Below are 21,889 nucleotides of genomic sequence, written 5' to 3' on the forward strand. Positions count from 1 at the left end.
GCGCAAAAAACTGCGCAGCGGCGGCAATTAATGCTAATCTTTGGGCCGCCCAGGCAAGCAAGGCCAACCTTTCAATAGTTGTTTGTTACTTATATTATCAGTTTATTATTTTCTGATACTGACAGACAGCAAAATATTCAAGAGATAAACTATGCTGATCAAAAATAAAGTTGCGCTCGCCGCATTGATGATGGCTTTTACCCTGAACCCGGCCAGCGCCGCCAAGAAACCGCATGGCAAGGCCAGCACCAGCAGCAAGAAAAAAACCGTCGCCAAGAAGACGGCCGTCGTCACGGCGGCCACGGCAGCCACGGTCGCGGCCGTCGCCAGCGAGAACAGCAGCGACCGCTCCATGAATAACCTCAGCGGCCAATTCCTAACGGCCCTGTGGCGCCTGGACCCGGAAAGCGCGATTTCGGTCGGCAAGTACGATGGCGCCGCCAACCTGAGCATTCCCGACGCGGCCAGCCGCCAGAAGCAGCTGGCCTTCATCGAAGAATGGCTGGGCAAGTTCGGCAAGCTCAATGCGAGCAAGATGTCGGAAAAGCAACGCACCGACCTGGCCTTGCTGACGAATAAACTGCAATCGGACCGCTGGTACCTGACCACCTTCCGCGAATTCGAATGGAATCCTGCCCTGTACAACGTGGCCGGCTCCATCGATTTCATCCTGAACACGGAATACGCCTCGCAGCCGCAGCGCCTGCGCACCTTGCTCAAGCGCATCGCCACGGTGCCGCAATATTATGCGGCCGCGCGCGCCAGTATCCATCAGCCCACGCGCGAACACACGCAGCTGGCCATCGCCCAGAGCGCCGGCGTGCTCAGCGTGCTTGACGACCTGAACAAGACGGCACAGGGCTCCATCCTGACGCCGATGGAAAAACAGCTGTACAACGTGCGCATCGCCGCGGCCCGCACGGCCGTGCAGGGCTATGCGGCCTGGCTGACGGAACAGGATGCCGCGCTGGCGCAGAACGGCAATGCGCGCTCCTTCCGCATCGGCAAGGAGCTATATGAACAGAAATTCGCCTACGATATCCAGGCCAGCGTGAGCGCCGAGCAGATGTACCAGAAAGCCCTCGCCGCGCGCGAAAAGCTGCTCGAGCATATGGATAGCCTGTCCGACGAGCTGTGGGTAAAAACCATGGGCAGCACGGCCAAGCCGGCGGACCGCACGGCGAAGATCGGCATGGTGATCGACAAGCTGTCCAGCAACCATGTGGCCGCTGCCGATTTCGTGCCGGAAATCCGCCGTCAGATCCCCGAATTGCAGGAATGGGTGACCAGCCACAACCTGCTGACGATGGACCCGAAAAAGCCCCTCGTCGTGCGTGAAACGCCCGCCTACCAGCGCGGCGTGGCCGGCGCCAGCATCGAGGCGCCCGGCCCCTACCGCCCGCAGGACCGCACCTATTACAACGTGACGCCGCTCGACGGCGAAACGCCGGAACAGGCGGAAAGCAGCTTGCGCGAGTACAACCACTGGATCTTGCAGATCCTGAACATCCACGAAGCCATCCCCGGCCACTACACGCAGCTCGTGTACGCCAACAAGTCGCCGTCGCTGGTCAAGTCGATCTTCGGCAATGGCGCCATGATCGAAGGCTGGGCCGTGTATGGCGAGCGCATGATGCTCGAATCGGGCTACGGCAACAACGCGCCGGAAATGTGGCTGATGTATTCGAAATGGAACTTGCGCAGCGTCACCAACACCATCCTCGACTACAGCGTACACGTGCTGGGCATGACGGAAGCGCAAGCGCTCGACCTGCTGACGCGCCAGGCCTTCCAGACCAAGCGTGAAGCGACGGAAAAATGGCGCCGCGTGCAGCTGAGCTCGGTACAACTGACCAGCTATTTCAGCGGCTACAGCGAAATCATGGACTTGCGCGAACAGCGCAAGCAAGCGCTGGGCAGCAAGTTCGTGCTGAAGGATTTCCACGAGCAATTCCTCAGCTATGGCAGCGCGCCCGTGAAGGTCATCAAGGAATTGATGAACTAAGCGGTATCCATCTCACCTTGCAAAGGGCGCCGCGGCGCCCTTTTTGCATGCGTTTGCGCCGTCGCAAATCATCAGCGTCCCTGTCGATTACGCTGACCGGAAGGCAGGCGCCACCGCACTCCTCACTGGCAATTGCCGATTTTCCTGCTAGGCTGGATATAGGAGCGTCCATGCATATGCCCATCCAGTTCGACACCCTCGATGACGCCAAACGCCTCGCCTCGGCGGGCGTGCCCACGCAGCAGGCGGAAGCCCATGCCACGGCCCTGGGCGAGGTACTCGGCTCAGCCGTCGTCGTGCATGGCGAACTGGCGGCGCTGGAACGCAATCTGCTGGGGGAAATCAAGCTGGTGTCGCAGAACGTCGATACCAAGGTAGGCGCCCTGGAGGTGAAGATCGATGCGCTGGAGCTCAGGCTCGACACCAAAATAGACGCCCTGGAGCAAAAATTCGACGCCCGCCTGGAACGCATGGATTTACGCCATGGCGCGGACATGAAGCACGTCTACTGGATGATGAGCACCTTGATCCTGCTCAACCTGGGCATCCTCAGCAAGCTGATGCTGCAGTAAGCGCACACCAACTTTCTCGACAATGAAAAAGCCGCTGCTCCCGGGGGAGGTCAGCGGCTTTTGCCTGTGTGGCTTGCTTACGCCTAGGACGCTTCTTCCGGCGCCTGGGTGGCCTTGACGAAGATGGGTGCCACCAGCAGGCCCAGTTCGAACAGCAGGCACATCGGGATGGCCAGCGAGAACTGGCTGACGACGTCCGGCGGCGTGACGATGGCGGCAATCACGAAGGCGCCGACGATGATGTAGGGACGCACTTCCTTGAGTTTCGCAATAGAAACGAGGCCCATGCGCACGAGGATCACCACCACCACGGGCACTTCGAACGTGGCACCAAAGGCCAGGCACATCGACATGACGAAATCGAGGTAGTTTTCGATATCAGGGGTCACCGCGATCGACGACGGGGAAAAGTCGCTGATGAAGTGAAACACGCGGCCAAACACAAAGAAATAGCAGAAGGCCACGCCGGCCATGAACAGCAGGGAAGAAGAGATGACCAGCGGCGCGATCAAACGCTTTTCATGCGTGTACAGGCCGGGCGCGATAAAGGCCCACATCTGGTACAGCACCCAGGGCAAGGCGACGATGAAGGCGATCACCAAGGTCACTTTCATCGGCACCAGGAAGGGCGAGATGACGCCGGTGGCGATCATTTTCGAGCCGGCCGGCAGCGAGGCGATCATCGGCGCGGCGATGAAATCGTAGATATGCGAGGGACCGGGCCAATAGAACAGCACGGCGCAGACGACAGCGATGCCGATCGAGGCCTTGACCAGGCGGTTGCGCAGCTCGACCAGATGCGAGATAAAGGTTTCTTCCACCGGAGATTTGCTGCTCATGAGTAAAAGGAGGAGGAACTGGCGCGCGGACGGAAACGCGCCACGCGGGCGGCGGCCGATTGCACGTGCAGCTTGCCGCCATGGCGCTGCTTGTACCAGCCAGGGATGGCGGAATTGCGCACCAGTTTCTTGCGGCGGAATTCGCGCGCCTTGCGAGCCAGGTCATCGTTGGTGGCGCGCAGCATGGCTTCGTGGGCGTCGTGATGCCCCTCATACGCACTGGAATCGCCGCGCCAGGCGTTTTCCACCTCGGCCAGGTTGCCGGAGATCGAATTTTCCACGCCATGCATGGATTTCTCCACACTTTGTTTGACGGAATGGGCCGCCTCCTGCACTTCCTTCTGCAGGTTTTTCAGCTCTTCCATTTCAATTTCGCGCGAGACTTCGGATTTCACCTGGTTCAGGTAGCGTTGCGCGCGGCCGTACAGGGTACCGGCCATGCGCGCCACTCTCGGCAACTTTTCAGGGCCGATGACTATCAACGCAACCACGCCGATGATGGCGATTTTAGAGAGACCGAGATCGATCATAAGCGGACAAGGGCTGTTACCGGACGAGGCAAGCGCCCCGCCACGCTATCAGAACTTGCTTTTCTCTTTCGTCTCGACGTCGATGGTGCTTTTGTCGGCCACTTGCGATGGCGCAGCAGGAGGGGTATTGGCTGCCGGCGCATCGTCGTCGCCCTTGACGCCATCCTTGAAGCCTTTGACGGCCTTGCCGATATCACCGCCGATATTGCCCAGTTTCTTGGTGCCGAAGACCAGCATCACAATGACCAGAACGATCACCCAGTGCCAAATACTCAATGAACCCATCACATTCTCCTTGCGGGACGGTGCCCGAATAGCGTCAACCAATGCCGGTAGTATACACGCGAACCCGGCGCACGGCGAAATCAGTGCTGGCCGCGCCAGGGACGGGGACCGCCGTACACATGCATGTGCAAGTGATACACCTCTTGCCCGCCGTTCGGGCCGCTGTTGATCATGGTCTTGAAGCCGCCGGCAGGCGTGCCATCGGCGTCATAGCTGACGGCGCAGCCGAACTCGGCGGCGAGTTTCGGCGCCAGGCGCAGCAGCTTGCCCAGTATTTCCGTATGGCTATCGTCGCAATCGGACAGGCTGGCCACGTGGCGCTTCGGGATCAGCAGCAGATGCACGGGGGCGGCCGGATTGATGTCCTTGAAGGCCAGCAAGTCGTCATCCTCATACACGATGGTCGAGGGAATTTGTTTTGCAGCAATCTTGCAGAAAATACAGTTATCCACGCACGCTCCAGTAGGTCAGTGTTTGTCTGTTTCGCCGGCGTCGCGCAGCTCGTCCTTGCGCGCCGCCTTTTCCTCGAGGCCGGACAGGCCTTCGCGGCGCGCCAGCTCGTCGAGCACCTGCTGCGGCGTCAGGTCGAACTGCGCCAGCATCACCAGCGAGTGAAACCACAGGTCGGCGCATTCGTACAGGACCTTCGACGGGTCGTTGTCGCGGCGCGCATCCTTGGCGGCCATCACCGTTTCCGTCGCCTCTTCGCCGATTTTTTTCAAGATGGCATCATCGCCCTTGGCAAACAGGCGCGCGACATACGAGGTGGCGGGGTCGCCGCCATTGGCCAGCTTGCGCGATTCGATCACGGCGGCCAGGCGTTTTAACGTTTCACTCATTTGCTCTTGCTTTCCGCGTAAATCGTCTCAGGGTCTTTCAGGACGGGGTCGGTGATCTGCCATTCGCCCGTTTTCTCGTCGCCTTCGAACTTCTGGAAGAAGCACGAATGGCGGCCCGTATGGCAGGCGATGCCGCCGGCTTGCTCGATTTTCAGCAAGACCACGTCCTCGTCGCAATCGAGGCGGATTTCCAGCACCTTTTGCGTGTGGCCCGATTCTTCGCCCTTGTGCCACAGTTTCTTGCGCGAACGGCTCCAGTACACGGCTTCGCCCAGCTCCACCGTGCGCGCCAGCGCGTCGCGGTTCATCCAGGCGAACATCAGCACGTCATTGCTGCCCGCTTCCTGGGCGATCACGGGCACAAGGCCGTGCTCGTCCCATTTGACCTTTTTCAGCCACTTGGCATTGCTTGCTACGATGGTTCCGTTCTGCATGTTCTTCTATCCGCTTAGCTTATATGGACTGCTTGTCTTTACGCCAGGCGCATGGGGATGCCCTGCTGCGCCATGAACTGCTTGGCTTCCTGCACCGTGTGCTGGCCATAGTGGAAGATGCTGGCGGCCAGCACGGCGTCCGCGCGGCCCACCTTGATGCCATCGACCAGGTCTTGCAAGCCGCCCACGCCGCCCGAGGCGATCACGGGAATGCTGACGGCGTCGGACACGCCGCGCGTCAGGCCCAGGTCGAAGCCCACCTTGGTGCCGTCGCGATCCATGCTGGTAAGCAAGATTTCACCGGCGCCCAGGCTTTCCATTTTACGCGCCCATGCGAACGCGTCCAGGCCCGTGGCCGTGCGTCCGCCATGGGTAAACACTTCCCACTTGCCGGGCGACACCTGCTTGGCGTCAATGGCGACGACGATGCATTGCGAGCCGTGCTTTTGCGATGCCTCGTACACCAGCTGGGGGTTCGTCACGGCCGAGGTGTTGATGCTGACCTTGTCGGCGCCCGCATTGAGCAGACGGCGCACGTCTTCCACCACGCGCACGCCGCCGCCCACGGTCAGCGGAATGAATACTTGCGACGCCACCGCTTCGATGATGTCGAAGATCAGGCCGCGGTTGTCGCTCGAGGCGGTAATGTCGAGGAAAGTGATTTCGTCGGCGCCCTGCTCGTCATAACGGCGGGCGATTTCCACGGGATCGCCCGCGTCGCGCAATTCCGTGAAATTGACGCCTTTGACGACGCGGCCATTGGTCACGTCGAGGCAGGGGATGATACGTTTTGCAAGCATGATGGTATCCAGATTGTCGCTAGGCCAGGACACGCGCAGGCGTGCCCGGCCGGGCAGGCTTAAACGGCGGCGTCGGTCAGTTCGTCGGCGCGTTCTTGCGCCTGCGCCAGGTCGATCGTGCCTTCATAGATGGAACGGCCGCAGATCACGCCTTCGATGCCTTCGGCCTGGACCGCGCACAGCGCTTCCACGTCGCCGATATTGTGCAGGCCGCCCGAGGCGATGACGGGGATCTTGACGGCTTGCGCCAGCTTGACGGTGGCTTCGATATTGATGCCGCCCATCATGCCGTCGCGGCCGATGTCCGTGTAGATGATCGATTCGACGCCGTAGGCTTCGAATTTTTTCGCCAGATCGATCACTTCGTGGCCCGACATCTTGCTCCAGCCATCCGTTGCCACTTTGCCATCTTTGGCATCGAGGCCGACGATGATGTGGCCCGGGAAGGCGCCGCAGGCGTCGTGCAGGAAGCCGGGACTTTTCACGGCCGCCGTGCCGATGATGATGTAGGTGATGCCGGCGTCGAGGTAGCGCTCGATGGTGTCGAGGTCGCGGATGCCGCCGCCCAGCTGCACGGGGATTTCCTCGATATCATTTTCCACGGCGAAATCTTGCACGGCCTTCAGGATGGCTTTCACGGCGCCTTCGTTCTTCGGCTTGCCGGCAAAGGCGCCGTTCAGGTCGACCAGGTGCAGCCGGCGCGCGCCTTGCATCAGCCAATGGCGGGCCATCTCGGCCGGGTCTTCGGAAAATACGGTGGCAAGTTCCATATCGCCTTGTTTCAGGCGTACGCAGTGACCGTCTTTCAGGTCGATGGCGGGAATGAGCAGCATGGTCAGTGTGATTTAAAAGTGAGTGAGAGGCGGAAAAAAAGCCGGAAAGCCAACGTTAAGGTTGCCAGTGAACGAAGTTCTTGTACAGCTGCAAGCCAGCGGCAGCACTTTTTTCAGGGTGGAACTGTGTCGCGAAAATATTATCACGGGCGACGGCGCAAGCGAACGGCGCGCCATAGACAGTCTCGCCCACCGTGTGCGCTGCCTCTTGAGGTTGAGCAAAATAGCTGTGCACAAAGTAAAAATACGCGTTATCGGCGATGCCATCCCACATGACATGGGACGCCGTTTGCCGCACTTGGTTCCAGCCCATTTGCGGCACCTTGAAGCGCGAGCCGTCTTCCTGTACCTGGCCGTCGAGCTGGAAGCGCACGACTTTGCCTGGCAGCAAGCCCAAGCCGGCCGCGTCGCCCTCTTCGCTGCCGTCGAACAGCATTTGCTCGCCGATGCACACGCCCAGCACGGGCTTGCTGTCGGCGGCGCGCAGCAGCGCCTCCAATACGCCCGATTCGCGCAGGCTGCGCATGCAGTCGGGCATGGCGCCCTGGCCCGGCAAGACGATGCGGTCGGCGCTGTCGATGTCGGCAGCGACACCGGAAATGCGCACGTCGGCTTCTGGCGCCACGGCACGCAGCGCTTGCGCCACCGAGCGCAAATTGCCCATGCCGTAATCCACCACCACAATTTTATTCATGTTTGATCCCGGAATCTACAATATAGCGAGAGCGGCGCTTACAGGCTGCCCTTGGTCGATGGAATGATGCCGGCCGCGCGCTCGTCGAGCTCGGCAGCCATGCGCAGCGCGCGGCCAAAGGCCTTGAACACGGTTTCGCACTGATGGTGGGCATTCGTGCCGCGCAAGTTGTCGATATGCAATGTCACGCCCGCATGGTTGACGAAGCCGCGGAAAAATTCCAGGGTCAGGTCAACGTCGAAGCCGGCGATCATGGCGCGCGTAAACGGGATGTGGTATTCGATGCCCGGGCGGCCCGAGAAATCGAGCACCACGCGCGACAGCGCCTCGTCCAGCGGCACGTACGCGTGGCCGTAGCGGCGGATGCCCTTCTTGTCGCCGATGGCCTTGGCCACGGCCATGCCCAGCGTGATGCCCACGTCTTCCACCGTATGATGGTTGTCGATATGCACGTCGCCCGTCGCTTCGATATCGAGGTCGATCAAGCCGTGACGGGCGATCTGGTCCAGCATATGGTCGAGGAAGGGCACGCCGGTATTGAGCTTTTGCTGGCCCGTGCCGTCCAGGTTGAGGGCGACGCGAACTTGCGTCTCATTGGTGTTGCGCGTGATTTCTGCGGTGCGGTTCATGGGAGGCTCTGGCGATAGGCTAAACGAGGGATGCCTTGAAGGCATCGTAAAAAAGGGAATTTTCTTCCGGGGTGCTGACGCTGATGCGCAGGCAATTGGCCAGCGCAGCATGCATTTTACTCATATTTTTAATTAAAACCCTGCGGGCAAGCAGTTTTGCGCAAACATCGTCGGAATCCGCCACACGAATCAAAAGAAAATTTGCCTTCGAGGGGAATACGGTCACGCCGGGCAATTCCGCCAGGCGTCGTGCCAGGTCGTCGCGCGCGCTGTTGAGCAGGGCCGCCTGGGCGTTGAGCACGTCGAGATGCTCGAGCGCGAATTCGGCCGCCGCCTGCGTCAGCACATTCACATTGTAGGGCGGGCGCACTTTCTCGAACTGCGCCAGCAGGGCCGGCGCGGCCGACATGTAGCCGAGGCGGATGCCGGCCAGGCCCAGTTTCGACACGGTGCGCATCACCACCAGGTTCTCGAATTCGGGCAGGCGGCCCATGAAGCTGTGCTGCGCGAACGGCTCGTAGGCTTCGTCGACGACGGCGATGCCCGTGTCGCCCAGGGCGGCGAGGAGGCGTTCGATATCGGCGCTGGCAAACAGGTTGCCCGTCGGGTTGTTCGGATACGCGAGGAAGACCAGCGCCGGGCGGTGCTCTTCGATGGCCGCCAGCATGGCCGGCATGTCCAGGCTGAAGTCCGGGTTCAACGGCACGCCGACGAAATCCATGCCCGCAAACTGCGCCGAGCGCGCATACATGACGAAGGCCGGCACAGGCGCCAGCAGCACGGCGCGCTGGCCCGGCTCCTGGCGGGCGCACGCCATGGCCAGGATGGAAATCAGTTCATCGGAGCCGTTGCCCAGCATGACGTCGTAGCCGGCGGGCACGCCCAGATTGGCGCAGATGGCTTGCTGCAGGCTGGCGTACGATGGCGGATAGCGGTTCAGCGCCACGCCGGCCAGGCGCGCGCCCAGTTCCTCGCGCAGCTGCTGCGGCAGCGGATACGGGTTTTCCATCGCATCGAGCTTGATGTAACCGCTGGCATCGGCGACCTGGTAGCTTTTGACGGCCCGCACATCGGCGCGCACGGTGTTGCTGATTAACTGATCGAGGAAAGACATGCTGCAAACACTCCTGATGAAATGAAATGGAGACTAAATGACGACGTCTTCCGGCACGCTAGCGCTGCGCGCCTTGCGGGCCGGCGCTTTTTTCACGGCGGGCGGCTTTTTCACGGCAGCCGTTTTTCTGACCGCCGCCGGCTTTTTCACCGCCTTGGCGGACTTGGTCGCCGGCGGTGCTGCCAGTTCCTGCGTCAACGCCGCCAATCGCTGTTCGATGATGGCGCAGTAATCGGGATTCAATTCAAAGCCGACGAAATCGCGCCCGCAGCGCTTGGCCGCCAGGGCCGTGGTGCCGCTGCCCATGAACAGGTCGAGCACCACGCCGCCGGGCGGGCACGACGCCTTCACCATGCGCTCGATGATTTCGAGCGGCTTTTGCGTCGGGTGGTCGGCCCGTTCCGGGTGCTCCTTGTGCAGGCGCGACACGCTCCACAAGTCTTTCGGGTTGTAGCCCACTTCCAGCCATTTGGCGCCGATGAAGATCGAGCGCGAGCGGGCTTTCTTGGTGGCCGCGTCGTAGGCGATGCGCACCGCGTCAAGGTCGAAGTAGTAATCCTTGCGCTTGACGAAGAAGCCGATGGTGTCGTGCACCGATGAAAAGCTGCGCACGCTGCCGCCCATGGACGGCACGCGGCGGTCCCAGATGATTTCATTCATCATCGCCATGCGCTGTTTCAGCATGACGAAGATTTCCGGCGAATAGCGCCAGGTCAGAAAGATATACAGGCTGCCGTTGGCTTTGAGCTTGGGCAGCGCCGCATCGATCCACTGTTCCGTCCAGCGCAGGTAGTCGGCCACCGACTGCTGGTCCGACGCGTTACCGTAATCCTTGCCCAGGTTGTACGGCGGATCCGTCAGGATCAGGTCCACCGAGCCATCGGGAATGCGCGCCAGTCCTGCCAGCGCGTCTTCGCAATAGACCCGGTTGACCCAGTCCGGCTGGTCCGCCATCGTCGTCATGGCTGCGGCTTCAGACGCAGTTCGGCGCTGCGCGCGTGCGCCTGCAAGCCTTCGCCATACGCCAGGGTGGCGGCGACACGGCCCAGGGTTTGCGCGCCCGCTTCACTGACGTGAATGATGGACGAGCGCTTCTGGAAGTCGTACACGCCCAGCGGCGACGAGAAGCGCGCCGTGCGCGAGGTCGGCAGCACGTGATTGGGACCGCAGCAATAGTCGCCCAGCGATTCGGACGAAAAACGGCCCAGGAACATGGCGCCCGCGTGGCGGATTTTATCTGCCCACTGCTGCGGATGCTCCGCCGAGATTTCCAGGTGCTCGGCGGCGATGGCATTGGCGATTGCGCACGCCTCGTCCATGCTGCGCACCTTGATCAGCGCGCCCCGGTCGGCCAGCGAGGTGCTGATGGTGGCCTGGCGCGGCATCGTCGGCAGCAGCTTGGCGATGCTCTCTTCGACTTGCGCGATGTACTCCGCGTCGGGGCACAGCAGGATCGCCTGCGCCAGCTCGTCGTGCTCGGCCTGCGAAAACAGGTCCATCGCGACCCAGTCCGGGTCCGTCGTGCCGTCGCACAGCACGAGGATTTCCGACGGTCCGGCGATCATGTCGATGCCGACGATGCCGAACACGCGGCGCTTGGCGGCCGCCACATAGGCGTTGCCGGGGCCGACGATTTTATCGACGGCGGCGATCGTCTGCGTGCCGTAGGCCAGCGCGCCGACGGCTTGCGCGCCGCCGATGGTGATCACGCGCGTCACGCCCGCGATCGCGGCGGCGGCCAGCACCATCTGGTTTTTCACGCCATCGGGCGTCGGCACCACCATGATGATTTCGCCCACGCCCGCCACATGCGCGGGAATGGCGTTCATCAGCACGGACGACGGATACGCAGCCTTGCCGCCCGGGACGTAGATGCCGACCCGGTCCAGCGGCGTGATCTTTTGCCCCAGCACCGTGCCATCGGGCTCGGTGTAGCTAAAACCGCGCAATTCCTCGCGCTGGCGTTCGTGGAAGGCGCGGATGCGCTGGGCGGCGATCTGCAGCGCTTCGCGCTGGGCCGACGGCAAGCCGTTCAGGGCCGCCTGCAGTTCGGCTTGCGAAATATCAAACGCCGCCATTTCCGCCGCGCCGCCATGCGGGATGCGGTCGAAACGGTTGGTGTATTCCAGGACGGCGGCGTCGCCGCGCGTTTTCACGTCGGCCAGGATTTTTGCGACCGACGTTTCAATCGCCGCATCGGTGCCCGCCTCGAACGCCAGCAGCGTGTCGAGCGATTGTTGGAAACCTTCCTGGCTTGAATCGAGCTTGCGTATCTGTATCGGCATAATCGGCTTTCTGCTACTGAATGTGTCTAGGCTTGCGAGGCGCGTTCAAACGCCTCGATAATCGGCTGCAAGCGCTCGCGCTTGAGCTTTAATGCCGCCTGGTTGACCACCAGGCGCGACGAAATTTCCATGATGTGCTCGACCTCGACAAGGTTGTTCGCGCGCAGGGTGCTGCCCGTGCTGACCAGGTCGACGATGGCGTCGGACAGGCCGACCAACGGTGCCAGCTCCATCGAGCCATACAGCTTGATCAGGTCGACGTGCACGCCCTTGGCGGCGAAATGCTCGCGCGCCGTGTGCACGAACTTGGTGGCCACGCGCAAACGCGCGCCCTGGTGCACGGCCTTTTCGTAGTCGAAGCCGGCCTGCACCGCCACCGACATGCGGCAGGAAGCGATATTCAGGTCGATCGGCTGGTACAGGCCTTCGCCGCCGTGTTCGAGCAGGACATCCTTGCCCGCCACGCCGAAATCGGCCGCGCCGTACTGCACGTAGGTCGGCACGTCGCTGGCGCGCACGATGATGACGCGCACGTTCGGATCGTTGGTGGCCAAAATCAGCTTGCGCGAAGTCTCCGGGTTTTCCAGCACCTTGATGCCGGCCGCTTCCAGCAGCGGCATGGTGTCCTCAAAAATGCGGCCCTTCGAGAGCGCCAGGATCAGCTGGGAGCTGTCGCCGTTGTTCGATCCGTTCATGCTCGTTCCTTTTCTTGTTTTTACTTGATGCGCACGATGTTCGCGCCGACGGCCGACAACTTCACTTCCATGCGGTCGTAGCCGCGGTCGAGGTGATAGATGCGGTCGATCAGGGTTTCGCCGTCGGCGGCCAGGGCCGCGATCACCAGCGAGGCCGAGGCGCGCAGGTCGGTCGCCATCACGGGCGCGCCGCGCAGCTGCTTGACGCCGGCGATGATGGCCGTGTTGCCCTCGATGGTGATGTCGGCGCCCAGGCGGTTCATTTCCTGCACATGCATGAAGCGGTTCTCGAAAATCGTCTCGGTGACGCGGCTGGCGCCGTTGGCGATCGTGTTGACGGCCATGAACTGCGCCTGCATGTCGGTCGGGAAGCCCGGGTATTCCGTCGTGCGGAAGCTGACGGGGTTCGGACGGGCCGACATCTCGGCGCGGATCCAGTCGGCGCCGAAGGTCATCGTCAGGCCCATGGCGCGCAGCTTGTCGAGCGCCGCGTCGAGGATGTCCGTGCGCACGTTGCGCAGGGTGATGTCGCCGCCGGTGGCCGCCACGGCGCACAGGAAGGTACCCGTTTCAATACGGTCGGCGATCACCGCGTGCGAGGCGCCGTGCAGGGCGTCCACACCCTGGATCACCAGGCGGCTGGTGCCGATGCCGTCGATCTTCGCGCCCATGGCCACCAGCAGGTGGGCCAGGTCGGTCACTTCCGGTTCGCAGGCGGCGTTTTCCAGGATGGTCTCGCCTTCGGCCAGGGTCGCGGCCATCAGCAGGTTCTCGGTGCCGGTGACGGTGATCATGTCGGTGACGATGCGCGCGCCTTTCAGCTTGGCGCACTTGGCGTAGATGTAGCCCGCTTCGATGCGGATCTCGGCGCCCAGCGCTTCCAGGCCCTTGATGTGCTGGTCGACGGGGCGCGAACCGATGGCGCAGCCGCCCGGCAGCGAGACCTTGGCTTCGCCGAAGCGCGCCAGCATGGGGCCCAGCACGAGGATCGAGGCGCGCATGGTTTTCACCAGTTCATACGGCGCTTCCAGGGTGTCGATGGCGCTGCCGTTGAGAACGACGCGGTCGCCGTCCTGCTGCACTTTCAGGCCCGTCTGGCCCAGCAATTTGAGCATGGTGGCCACGTCGTGCAAATGCGGCACGTTCGTCAGGTCCAGGTCGCCCGCGGTCAGCAGGCCCGCGCACAGGATGGGCAGGGCGGCGTTTTTCGCGCCGGAGATGGCGATGTCGCCGTTCAGGCGGTTGCCGCCGTTGATGAGGAGCTTGTCCATGTGCTTATCCTTGGAATTCTTCAGGTGTCAGGGTTTTCATCGACAGCGCGTGGATTTCCTCGCGCATGCGGTCGCCCAGCGCCGCGTAGACGATCTGGTGGCGCTGGATCAGGCGCTTGCCGGCGAATGCGGGCGAGACGATCACGGCCTGGAAGTGCTGGCCGTCGCCCTCCACTTCGAGGTGCGTGCATTCGAGGCCGGCCGACAGATAGCCGTGGATCAGTTCTGGAGTGGTGGTCACGATAAGTCCTTGATATTGAATAATGTAGTGATGTGATGTGCCGCAGTCAATGGCGCAATGAGTGTCGCAATCAGTGACGCAAACGATAGCCGCTTTTCAGCAGGCGGATCGACGCCAGCGCCAGGATCACGAGGAAGCCGGCGACGATGGAAAGACTGATCCAGGGGCTGACGTCGGACACGCCGAAGAAGCCGTAGCGGAAACCGTCGATCATGTAGAAGAAGGGGTTCAGGTGCGATACCGTCTGCCAGAACGGCGGCAGCGAGTGGATCGAATAGAACACGCCCGACAAAAAGGTGGCCGGCATGATCAAAAAGTTCTGGAAGGCGGCCAGCTGGTCGAATTTCTCGGCCCAGATGCCGGCGATCAGGCCCATGGTGCCCAGCATGGCGGCGCCGAGAAACGCGAAGATGACGATCCACAGCGGCGCGACAAACGACAGGTCGGCGAACCAGCAAGTGATGGCAAACACGCCAAAGCCCACGGCCAGGCCGCGCGCGACGGAAGCGAGTACATACGCCGAGAAGATTTCCCAATGCGACAGGGGCGTGAGCAGCACGAACACCAGGTTGCCCGTGATCTTCGACTGGATCAGCGAGGACGAGGAATTGGCGAACGCGTTTTGCAGCACGCTCATCATCACCAGACCGGGAATCAGAAAGGCCGTGTAGCTGACGCCGGGGCTCGGCTCGACGCGGCCGTCGAGCACATGGCCGAACACCAGCAGGTACAGCATCGACGTGAGCACGGGTGCGGCCACGGTTTGCGTCGCCACTTTCCAGAAGCGCAGCGTCTCTTTGTAGACGAGGGTGCGAAATCCTGTCGAAATCATACGGTACCTTTATCCATGATCTGCAAGAAGATATCTTCCAGGTCGGCTTGTTGCAATTGCATTTCATCGATCTCGACGCCCGCTTCGCGCAGGCGGGCGAGGATTTTCTCGACTTCGCTGTATTCGTTGACGCGCAGGCTGAACTTGTTCGGCGCCTGCTGTTCTTCCGGGTGCAGCACCAGGTGCTGCAGGTCGGCCGGCAAGGCGCCGTGTTTCAGGTGCACCTGCAGCTGCGAGCCAGCGATGCGCCGGATCAGGGCCGACATCGTGTCGAGCGCCACCACCTTGCCGGTCTTCAGCATGGCGACGCGCTGGCACATGGCTTGCGCCTCTTCCAGGTAGTGGGTGGTCAGCACGACCGTGTGGCCGCCTTCGCGGTTCAGGCGCGAGATGAACTTCCACAGGGTCTGGCGCAGTTCCACGTCGACGCCGGCCGTCGGCTCATCGAGCACGATGACGGGCGGCTTATGCACCAGCGCCTGGGCGACGAGCACGCGGCGCTTCATGCCGCCGGACAGCGCGCGCATGTTGGTGTCAGCCTTGCCGGTCAGGTCGAGGTTTTCCATGACCTCGTCGATCCACTTGTCGTTGTTCGGCAGGCCGAAATAGCCGGACTGCAGGCGCAGGGTTTCGCGCACGGTGAAAAACGGGTCGAACACGAGTTCCTGCGGCACCACGCCCAGGTTGCGGCGCGCATTGCGGAAGTCCTTGACCACGTCGTGGCCATGGATCTTGACGGTGCCCGCGTCGGGACGTATCAGGCCGGCGATGATGGAAATGAGGGTGGTCTTGCCGGCGCCGTTGGGGCCGAGCAGGCCAAAGAACTCGCCTTCTTCGATGGCCAGCGACACGCCGCCCAGCGCCTTGAGCGATTTATAGCTCTTTTCTACGTTCGTTATTTGAATTGCGGTCATGTGCTTGTTTCAAGTGTAATGCGTCTGGTGTGATGCGCCAGTTGCCGGAGACATCCAGGCCGGCAGGCCGGTGCAGGGCGCCACCTTCAGGCGAGGACGGCGCAACAGTCAATTATAGTTGGAAACTTCGTGGAACACTTGGAGATCAATCCGGCGGCGCTGCTGGCCTGCCGGCTTGAAAGCTACTGCTGATGCGGGGAGTGGGACAGGATCAATGATGATGCAGGTCGGACGGGCTGCGTTCGGCGTGGCCGCCGGCGCTGGCGCAGTCGTCGGCCGTCAGCGTGCTCGAGACGAGCGAGCAGACGCCATACAGCTTGGTCAGGTTTTTCAGGTTGTTCGGCAGGTTTTTCAGCTCCAGCACGGCGCCCGCATCCTGGGCCGCGCGCTGCCACGTCAGCATGACGGACACGGCGGCCGAATCGACGGCCTTGACGTTGCGCAAGTCGAACTTCGTCTGACCCGAGCGGATGGCGTCCAGACCCTGCTCCAATGCCGAAGTGGCATTGTGCACGGTCAGGGAAGTCAGGGACTGCAAGGTGTCGAGAGAGTCGGGCATGGCGTCGGGCTGCGCTGGTCTGGAGCTGGGTCAGGAGCTATATGATAGCCGATTATTTGGCTTTGGCAGCGGGACGGCTGGCCAGGGCCTTGTTTTTTGCCTGCAAGGTCTTGATCAGGCCATCGATGCCGCCCTTGCTGATCTCGCTGGCAAAGCTGCTTTTGTACGTTTCCACCAGCCACGCGCCCAGCACGTTGATGTCATAGATCTTCCAGCCGGCCGGGGTTTTCGCCACGCGGTAGTTCAGGGGCACGGGTTCGCCGCGCGCCACGTTGACCTGCGAACGCACTTCCACTTCCGTGTCGCTCGGGTCGGCGCGCAGCGGCTTGAATTCCACGGTTTCGTTCTTGATCTGCGACAGGGCGCCCGAGTACGTGTAGATCAGCAGGGTGCGGAATTCCGCGGCCAGCTGCTTTTGCTGGTCAGGCGTGGCGTCGCGCCAGAAGCGGCCGGCGGCCAGGGCCGTCATGCGCTGGAAATCCACGTACGGCAGGATCTTGCTTTCCACCAATTCGGTGACGCGCTTGATATCGCCAGCCTGGATGGCCTTGTCGTTCTTGGCCGTGTCGATCACGTCCTGGCTGATGCGTTTGACCAATACGTCCGGCGCTTCGACAGCAGGAGCGGCCTGGGCGGCGGTGGCAAAGGCGATAGTGGCCATCGCCAGCAGTTGTTTCATCAATTTCATGGTTCTACCTTTCATGGTGTTGCTATGCACCGGCTGGCGTTGATCGCAGCCGTGGTGTTTCTGTACCGGAGTTTACTCCTGGGGCCTGGCCTCGGAAGCAACGGTATTGCTACCAGATGTTACGAGGTCCGCTGGCGCCACCACGGCGGCGGCCGTGGCCGCAGGCACGTCATTGGCAGGTTGCGGTTTTGCCTCGTACTCCGGCTCGTAATCGCTGGTGTCGTTTTTTGGCACTTTGCGGTCGCGGCGGTCCGTATCGCCATCGAAAACCTTGCTTTCGCGCGCCTGCAGGAAGCCGTCGCGGATGAATTCATAACGGTCCAGCGCGGCCGCTTCCATCAGGTTGGTCGCGTCGAGCAGCGCGGCGCGCTTGTCGACCACGCGCGTCACCGTGCCGATATTGCGTACATTGACCGGATCCTTGTAGCGCCATGGGTCGCCCGTGATATCGAGCGGCAGGGCTACCGTGTCGCGCACGGTCGATGGGCCCAGCAGCGGCAGCATCAGGTACGGACCCGACTGGACGCCATACCAGCCCAGGGTCTGGCCAAAGTCTTCGTTATGCTTGGGAATGCCGGCCTGCGACGCGATGTCGATCAGGCCGAGGATGCCGAAGGTCGAGTTCATGCTGACGCGCACGACGTCCTGCAGGCCCGCTTCACCCTTGCCTTGCAGCAAATTGTTCACGGCGCTCCACACATCGGACAAGTTGCCGAAGAAGTTGCCCACGCCCGTTTGCACGAACGACGGCGTCACCGTCTTGTAGGCCGTGGCGACCGGTTTCAGGGCCACCTGGTCGACGGTGTCGTTGAACTTGAACATCGCGCGGTTATACCCTTCCAGCGGGTCGCGCGGGTTGGTGCCGGTGGCGCAGGCGCTCACGCTGGCGGCGATGGCCAGGGCCAGGCCGATACGCGCCAGGCTGCCTTGGGATTGCTTGGTCGACTCGCTCATTTGCTGTCCTTTCCTTCCGCTGCCTTGCTGTAGATGAACTGATTGATCAGGTCTTCCAGCACTGTGGCCGATTGAGTACGGACGATCTTGTCGCCCTCTGCCAGGTTCGCCAAATCGCCGCCTGCTTCCAGGCCGATATATTGCTCACCCAACAAACCGGCCGTCAAAATCTTGGCCGAGCTATCTTTCGGAAATTTGTAGCCATCTTCGATGTCGAGTTTCACCAGCGCCTGATACGTCTTGTCGTCAAAGCGGATCTCCGCCACGCGCCCCACCACCACGCCAGCGCCCTTGACGGGCGCCTGCGGCTTGAGGCCGCCAATATTGTCGAACTTGGCCGTAATGGTATACGTCTTGCTGAAAGACAGCGAGCTCATATTGCCGGCCTTGAGCGCCAGAAACATCAATGCCGCCACACCCAACAAGACGAACAAGCCGACCCAGACATCCAAAGATTTACGTTGCATAAACAATCCTAAATAATTTTTACTTGCTGCCGCCTGCGCAACATCCTGCCCAGGCCCGCTGTTTGTCGCTGAACGGCAATTACTTGCTAAACATCAACGCCGTCATCATGAAATCGAGCCACCACACCATCAACGACGAAATCACCACCGTGCGCGTGGTGGCGCCGGACACGTCTTCCGGCGTCGGCTGCGCCTGGTAACCTTGGAACAGCGCGATGAAGGTCACCGCGATGCCGAACACCAGGCTCTTGATGGTGCCGTTGCCCACTTCCTTCCAGACATCCACGCCGCCTTGCATCTGCGACCAGAACGAGCCTTCATCGACGCCGATCAGCACCACGCCGACCAGATAGCTGCCGATGATGCCGACGGCCGTGAAGATGGCGCCCAGGATCGGCATGGCGATCACGCCGGCCCAGAAACGGGGCGCCAGCACGCGCTGGATCGGATTGACCGCCATCATTTCCATGGCCGACAATTGCTCGCCCGCCTTCATCAGGCCGATTTCCGCCGTCAGCGACGTGCCGGCACGGCCCGCGAACAGCAGCGCCGTGACGACGGGGCCCAGTTCGCGCGTCAAGGACAGCGCCACCAGCAAGCCCAGCGACTGCTCGGCGCCATACGTGGTCAAGGTGTAATAGCCTTGCAAACCCAGCACCATGCCGACAAACAGGCCGGAGACGGCGGTAATCACCAGCGAGCGGTTACCGATAAAAAACAGTTGCTCGATCACCAGGCGCGGACGGCGCCACAGGCCGCCTGACGAGGCGATGATGATAAAGAACGAACGCACGGCAAAGCCGAGGTCTTGTACCGAATTGCGCAACCATGCTCCGATCGCCGCCAGGAAACGCGCGATCATCGGCCCGCTCCCGCGTGCAAGCCCAGGTCGTCGGCCAGCGACTTGCCCGGATAGTGGAACGGTACGGGGCCATCGGCCTCGGCATTGACGAACTGCTTGACGTACGGATGCGTCGACACGGCCATCTCGGCCGGCGTGCCGTGCGCCACGATCTTGCCCGATGACAGAAAATAGACGTAATCAGCGATGGCGAAACACTCCTTCACATCGTGCGATACCAAGATAGACGTGGAGCCCAGCGCATCGTTCAGATTGCGGATCAAATTGGCCGTCACGCCCATGGAAATCGGGTCCAGGCCGGCGAACGGCTCGTCGTACATGATCAGTTCGGGGTCGAGCGCGATGGCGCGCGCCAGCGCGACGCGGCGGCCCATGCCGCCGGAAATCTCGGCCGGCTTCAATTGCGCCGCATTGCGCAAGCCCACGGCGTGCAGCTTCATCAGCACCAGGGTGCGGATCAGCTCTTCATTCAAGTCCGTGTGTTCGCGCAGGGGGAAGGCCACGTTCTCGAACGCCGTCAAATCCGTAAACAGGGCGCCGTGCTGGAACAGCATGCCCATCTTGCGGCGCAGCTGATACAGCTCGTCGGTTCCCAGCGTATGCACGATCTGGCCGTCCACATTCACGGAACCGGAACTGGGGCGCAACTGCCCGCCGATCAGGCGCAGTACGGTCGTCTTGCCACTGCCGGAGCCACCCATGACGGCCACAACTTTTCCACGTGGGAAATCCATTTGAAGGCCCGATAAAATCGAACGTTCTCCATAGGCAAAGTGTAAATCACGGATCTCAACAAGATTTGGCACGACGAAGCTCACTATTTTAATGGCGTATTGTAGTGCAGAAACGCCAACCTCTGCTGAGACACCCCTTGGGACAGCCCCGTAATGGGGAAGAATACAACACTAATGAATCGAAAGTCAGATATTGTAGTGGAAATTTGACCTGCGCATCGCGCCCTCATCCGATGGGGCTCATGGCTGTCCACTTGATAACTAAAAATAACAAGGGCCACGCCGCAATGCGCGCCGTGGCCCTGTCAAAAAACGAACAATTGCTCGTTAATTAGCGTGGCAGCAGGGATGCCCCCATCAGGAACTCATCGACGGCGCGCGCGCACTGGCGTCCTTCGCGGATGGCCCACACCACCAGCGACTGGCCACGGCGCATGTCGCCAGCCGCAAACACCTTGGCCACCGAGGTCTGGTAGCAGCCGGCACCATCCGTTGTCGCCTTGACATTGCCGCGCGCATCCGTATCGACGCCGAACGCTTGCAGCACTTGTTGTACTGGTGAAACAAAGCCCATGGCCAGGAAGACCAGGTCGGCCTTCATCTCGAATTCCGAGTTCGGCACTTCGCTCATCTTGCCGTCTTTCCATTCGACGCGGCAGGCGATCAGCTTTTCCACCTTGCCGCCCTTGCCTTCGAAACGCTTGGTGGCCACGGCCCAGTCGCGCTCGCAGCCTTCCTCGTGCGACGACGAGGTGCGCAGCTTGGTCGGCCAGTACGGCCAGACCAGCGGCTTGTTTTCCTGTTCCGGCGGCTGCGGCATCAGTTCGAACTGGGCCACGGAAGCGGCGCCATGGCGGTTCGAGGTGCCGACGCAGTCGGAACCCGTGTCACCGCCGCCGATCACCACCACGTGCTTGCCCGTCGCCTTGATCTGGTCCTTGAGCTTGTCGCCCGCGTTGACCTTGTTTTGCAGCGGCAGGAAATCCATGGCGAAGTGCACGCCTTTCAAGTCGCGGCCCGGCACGGGCAAGTCGCGCGGCTGCTCGGCGCCGCCGGCCATGATGACGGCGTCGAATTCTTTTTCCAGGTCTTCCGGGAAAATCGTTTCCTTGGCCCAATTGTTGACGTTGGCAGGGAAGTCCTTGCCGACCAGCACGCTGGTGCGGAACACCACGCCTTCGGCTTCCATCTGTTTCACGCGCAGGTCGATGTGCGACTTTTCCATCTTGAAGTCGGGGATGCCGTAGCGCAGCAAGCCACCGACCCGGTCGCTCTTTTCAAACACGGTGACGGCATGGCCGGCGCGCGCCAGCTGCTGCGCCGCCGCCAGGCCGGCAGGACCGGAGCCGACGATGGCCACTTTCTTGCCGGTGCTAAAACTCGCCGGCTGCGGCGTGACCCAGCCGTGCTCCCAGCCCATGTCGATGATTTTATGCTCGATCGACTTGATGCCGACCGGATCTTCATGGATGCCCAGGGTGCAGGCCGATTCGCACGGCGCCGGGCAGATGCGGCCCGTAAATTCCGGGAAGTTATTCGTCGAATGCAGGATATCGAGCGCTTCGCGGTAGGCGCCGCGGTATACGAGGTCATTCCAGTCGGGAATGATGTTATTCACGGGGCAACCCGTGGTACAGAAGGGAATGCCGCAATCCATGCAGCGCGCGCCCTGCACGGTCGCTTGCGCGTCCGACAGGTGCAAGACGAATTCCTTGTAGTTCTTCAGGCGCGCGGCAGGCTCCAGATAGTGTTCGTCCTGGCGCTTGAATTCCATGAAGCCGGTAATTTTACCCACGATGTTTCCTTTGTATTT

General features: G+C 61.6%; 27 protein-coding genes. 2 read left to right on the top strand and 25 right to left on the bottom strand.

Translation table 11 applies throughout. The features are described 5' to 3' along the window. Nucleotides 1-154 precede the first annotated feature (154 nt). Together ACQ4WQ_RS26805 and ACQ4WQ_RS26810 are read left to right on the top strand one after the other, a co-directional pair. The gene (locus tag ACQ4WQ_RS26805) at nucleotides 155-2,005 is read left to right on the top strand and encodes a DUF885 domain-containing protein (RefSeq protein ID WP_436501295.1); all 1,851 of its coding nucleotides are present in this window, start codon (nucleotides 155-157) and stop codon (nucleotides 2,003-2,005) included. A 170-nt stretch (nucleotides 2,006-2,175) separates the two neighbouring features. After that, complete coding sequence (locus tag ACQ4WQ_RS26810; RefSeq protein WP_436501234.1) at nucleotides 2,176-2,577, top strand: hypothetical protein; 402 nt, start codon at nucleotides 2,176-2,178, stop codon at nucleotides 2,575-2,577. An 83-nt stretch (nucleotides 2,578-2,660) separates the two neighbouring features. Here ACQ4WQ_RS26810 and tatC read toward each other — a convergent pair whose 3' ends face one another. From tatC to ACQ4WQ_RS26935, 25 genes are all read right to left on the bottom strand, one after another. Then, the gene (tatC, locus tag ACQ4WQ_RS26815) at nucleotides 2,661-3,416 is read right to left on the bottom strand and encodes a twin-arginine translocase subunit TatC (protein ID WP_035823092.1); all 756 of its coding nucleotides are present in this window, start codon (nucleotides 3,414-3,416) and stop codon (nucleotides 2,661-2,663) included. Beyond that, entirely contained in the window at nucleotides 3,413-3,946 is a 534-nt protein-coding gene (gene tatB, locus ACQ4WQ_RS26820) for a Sec-independent protein translocase protein TatB (RefSeq protein WP_326459564.1), read from the bottom strand. The genes tatC and tatB overlap by 4 nt, the downstream gene beginning before the upstream one ends. A gap of 48 nt (nucleotides 3,947-3,994) precedes the next feature. Continuing rightward, a complete protein-coding gene (tatA, locus tag ACQ4WQ_RS26825; protein WP_071075001.1) occupies nucleotides 3,995-4,231 on the bottom strand; it encodes a Sec-independent protein translocase subunit TatA in 237 nt (78 codons plus the stop codon). Nucleotides 4,232-4,311: 80 nt separating this feature from the next. Then, nucleotides 4,312-4,683 (bottom strand): histidine triad nucleotide-binding protein, encoded by a 372-nt coding sequence (locus ACQ4WQ_RS26830; protein ID WP_070313395.1) that lies wholly within the window; start codon nucleotides 4,681-4,683, stop codon nucleotides 4,312-4,314. A 15-nt stretch (nucleotides 4,684-4,698) separates the two neighbouring features. Next, the gene (locus ACQ4WQ_RS26835; RefSeq protein WP_034753849.1) at nucleotides 4,699-5,070 is read right to left on the bottom strand and encodes a phosphoribosyl-ATP diphosphatase; all 372 of its coding nucleotides are present in this window, start codon (nucleotides 5,068-5,070) and stop codon (nucleotides 4,699-4,701) included. Beyond that, nucleotides 5,067-5,504 carry a phosphoribosyl-AMP cyclohydrolase gene (hisI, locus tag ACQ4WQ_RS26840; RefSeq protein WP_070219635.1) on the bottom strand — a complete coding sequence of 146 codons (438 nt, stop codon included), beginning with the start codon at nucleotides 5,502-5,504 and terminating at the stop codon, nucleotides 5,067-5,069. Before hisI ends, ACQ4WQ_RS26835 begins: the two co-directional genes overlap by 4 nt. 38 nt (nucleotides 5,505-5,542) lie before the next feature. Beyond that, nucleotides 5,543-6,304 (bottom strand): imidazole glycerol phosphate synthase subunit HisF, encoded by a 762-nt coding sequence (gene hisF / locus ACQ4WQ_RS26845; RefSeq protein ID WP_436501237.1) that lies wholly within the window; start codon nucleotides 6,302-6,304, stop codon nucleotides 5,543-5,545. A gap of 59 nt (nucleotides 6,305-6,363) precedes the next feature. Further along, nucleotides 6,364-7,137 (bottom strand): 1-(5-phosphoribosyl)-5-[(5-phosphoribosylamino)methylideneamino]imidazole-4-carboxamide isomerase, encoded by a 774-nt coding sequence (gene hisA, locus ACQ4WQ_RS26850; RefSeq protein ID WP_070219639.1) that lies wholly within the window; start codon nucleotides 7,135-7,137, stop codon nucleotides 6,364-6,366. A gap of 55 nt (nucleotides 7,138-7,192) precedes the next feature. After that, nucleotides 7,193-7,831 carry an imidazole glycerol phosphate synthase subunit HisH gene (gene hisH, locus ACQ4WQ_RS26855; RefSeq protein WP_121670709.1) on the bottom strand — a complete coding sequence of 213 codons (639 nt, stop codon included), beginning with the start codon at nucleotides 7,829-7,831 and terminating at the stop codon, nucleotides 7,193-7,195. 38 nt (nucleotides 7,832-7,869) lie between these two features. Then, nucleotides 7,870-8,460: an imidazoleglycerol-phosphate dehydratase HisB gene (hisB, locus tag ACQ4WQ_RS26860; RefSeq protein WP_010402123.1), complete on the bottom strand. Its 591-nt coding sequence runs from the start codon at nucleotides 8,458-8,460 to the stop codon at nucleotides 7,870-7,872. Between the two features lie 19 nt (nucleotides 8,461-8,479). Then, nucleotides 8,480-9,574 (bottom strand): histidinol-phosphate transaminase, encoded by a 1,095-nt coding sequence (gene hisC, locus ACQ4WQ_RS26865; RefSeq protein ID WP_436501239.1) that lies wholly within the window; start codon nucleotides 9,572-9,574, stop codon nucleotides 8,480-8,482. A 33-nt stretch (nucleotides 9,575-9,607) separates the two neighbouring features. Beyond that, a complete protein-coding gene (locus ACQ4WQ_RS26870; RefSeq protein ID WP_436501241.1) occupies nucleotides 9,608-10,537 on the bottom strand; it encodes a DNA-methyltransferase in 930 nt (309 codons plus the stop codon). Beyond that, nucleotides 10,534-11,859: a histidinol dehydrogenase gene (hisD, locus tag ACQ4WQ_RS26875; RefSeq protein ID WP_436501243.1), complete on the bottom strand. Its 1,326-nt coding sequence runs from the start codon at nucleotides 11,857-11,859 to the stop codon at nucleotides 10,534-10,536. Before hisD ends, ACQ4WQ_RS26870 begins: the two co-directional genes overlap by 4 nt. A 26-nt stretch (nucleotides 11,860-11,885) precedes the next feature. Next, nucleotides 11,886-12,554: an ATP phosphoribosyltransferase gene (gene hisG / locus ACQ4WQ_RS26880; protein WP_070219646.1), complete on the bottom strand. Its 669-nt coding sequence runs from the start codon at nucleotides 12,552-12,554 to the stop codon at nucleotides 11,886-11,888. A 20-nt stretch (nucleotides 12,555-12,574) separates the two neighbouring features. Continuing rightward, on the bottom strand, nucleotides 12,575-13,825 hold the full coding sequence (gene murA, locus ACQ4WQ_RS26885) for a UDP-N-acetylglucosamine 1-carboxyvinyltransferase (protein ID WP_070257789.1): 1,251 nt from the start codon (nucleotides 13,823-13,825) through the stop codon (nucleotides 12,575-12,577). 4 nt (nucleotides 13,826-13,829) lie between these two features. Continuing rightward, nucleotides 13,830-14,066 (bottom strand): BolA family protein, encoded by a 237-nt coding sequence (locus tag ACQ4WQ_RS26890; protein WP_034753824.1) that lies wholly within the window; start codon nucleotides 14,064-14,066, stop codon nucleotides 13,830-13,832. Nucleotides 14,067-14,136: 70 nt separating this feature from the next. Beyond that, a complete protein-coding gene (locus ACQ4WQ_RS26895; RefSeq protein ID WP_071074993.1) occupies nucleotides 14,137-14,898 on the bottom strand; it encodes an ABC transporter permease in 762 nt (253 codons plus the stop codon). Then, entirely contained in the window at nucleotides 14,895-15,812 is a 918-nt protein-coding gene (locus ACQ4WQ_RS26900) for an ABC transporter ATP-binding protein (RefSeq protein WP_326459558.1), read from the bottom strand. The genes ACQ4WQ_RS26895 and ACQ4WQ_RS26900 overlap by 4 nt, the downstream gene beginning before the upstream one ends. A gap of 211 nt (nucleotides 15,813-16,023) precedes the next feature. Then, a complete protein-coding gene (locus ACQ4WQ_RS26905) occupies nucleotides 16,024-16,371 on the bottom strand; it encodes an STAS domain-containing protein (protein ID WP_034753819.1) in 348 nt (115 codons plus the stop codon). A 52-nt stretch (nucleotides 16,372-16,423) separates the two neighbouring features. Next, nucleotides 16,424-17,059 (bottom strand): MlaC/ttg2D family ABC transporter substrate-binding protein, encoded by a 636-nt coding sequence (locus ACQ4WQ_RS26910; protein ID WP_326459557.1) that lies wholly within the window; start codon nucleotides 17,057-17,059, stop codon nucleotides 16,424-16,426. 72 nt (nucleotides 17,060-17,131) lie between these two features. Then, the gene (locus ACQ4WQ_RS26915; protein ID WP_436501246.1) at nucleotides 17,132-18,013 is read right to left on the bottom strand and encodes an MlaA family lipoprotein; all 882 of its coding nucleotides are present in this window, start codon (nucleotides 18,011-18,013) and stop codon (nucleotides 17,132-17,134) included. Continuing rightward, a complete protein-coding gene (mlaD, locus tag ACQ4WQ_RS26920) occupies nucleotides 18,010-18,480 on the bottom strand; it encodes an outer membrane lipid asymmetry maintenance protein MlaD (RefSeq protein WP_436501248.1) in 471 nt (156 codons plus the stop codon). Before mlaD ends, ACQ4WQ_RS26915 begins: the two co-directional genes overlap by 4 nt. Nucleotides 18,481-18,559: 79 nt before the next feature. Next, complete coding sequence (gene mlaE / locus ACQ4WQ_RS26925; RefSeq protein WP_034780952.1) at nucleotides 18,560-19,342, bottom strand: lipid asymmetry maintenance ABC transporter permease subunit MlaE; 783 nt, start codon at nucleotides 19,340-19,342, stop codon at nucleotides 18,560-18,562. Then, on the bottom strand, nucleotides 19,339-20,148 hold the full coding sequence (locus ACQ4WQ_RS26930) for an ABC transporter ATP-binding protein (protein ID WP_070219703.1): 810 nt from the start codon (nucleotides 20,146-20,148) through the stop codon (nucleotides 19,339-19,341). Before ACQ4WQ_RS26930 ends, mlaE begins: the two co-directional genes overlap by 4 nt. 259 nt (nucleotides 20,149-20,407) lie before the next feature. Next, nucleotides 20,408-21,871: a glutamate synthase subunit beta gene (locus ACQ4WQ_RS26935; protein ID WP_326459555.1), complete on the bottom strand. Its 1,464-nt coding sequence runs from the start codon at nucleotides 21,869-21,871 to the stop codon at nucleotides 20,408-20,410. Nucleotides 21,872-21,889 lie beyond the last annotated feature (18 nt).

Origin of the sequence: Janthinobacterium goodfellowi, from assembly GCF_051380695.1 — a bacterium.
Taxonomy (GTDB): domain Bacteria; phylum Pseudomonadota; class Gammaproteobacteria; order Burkholderiales; family Burkholderiaceae_D; genus Janthinobacterium.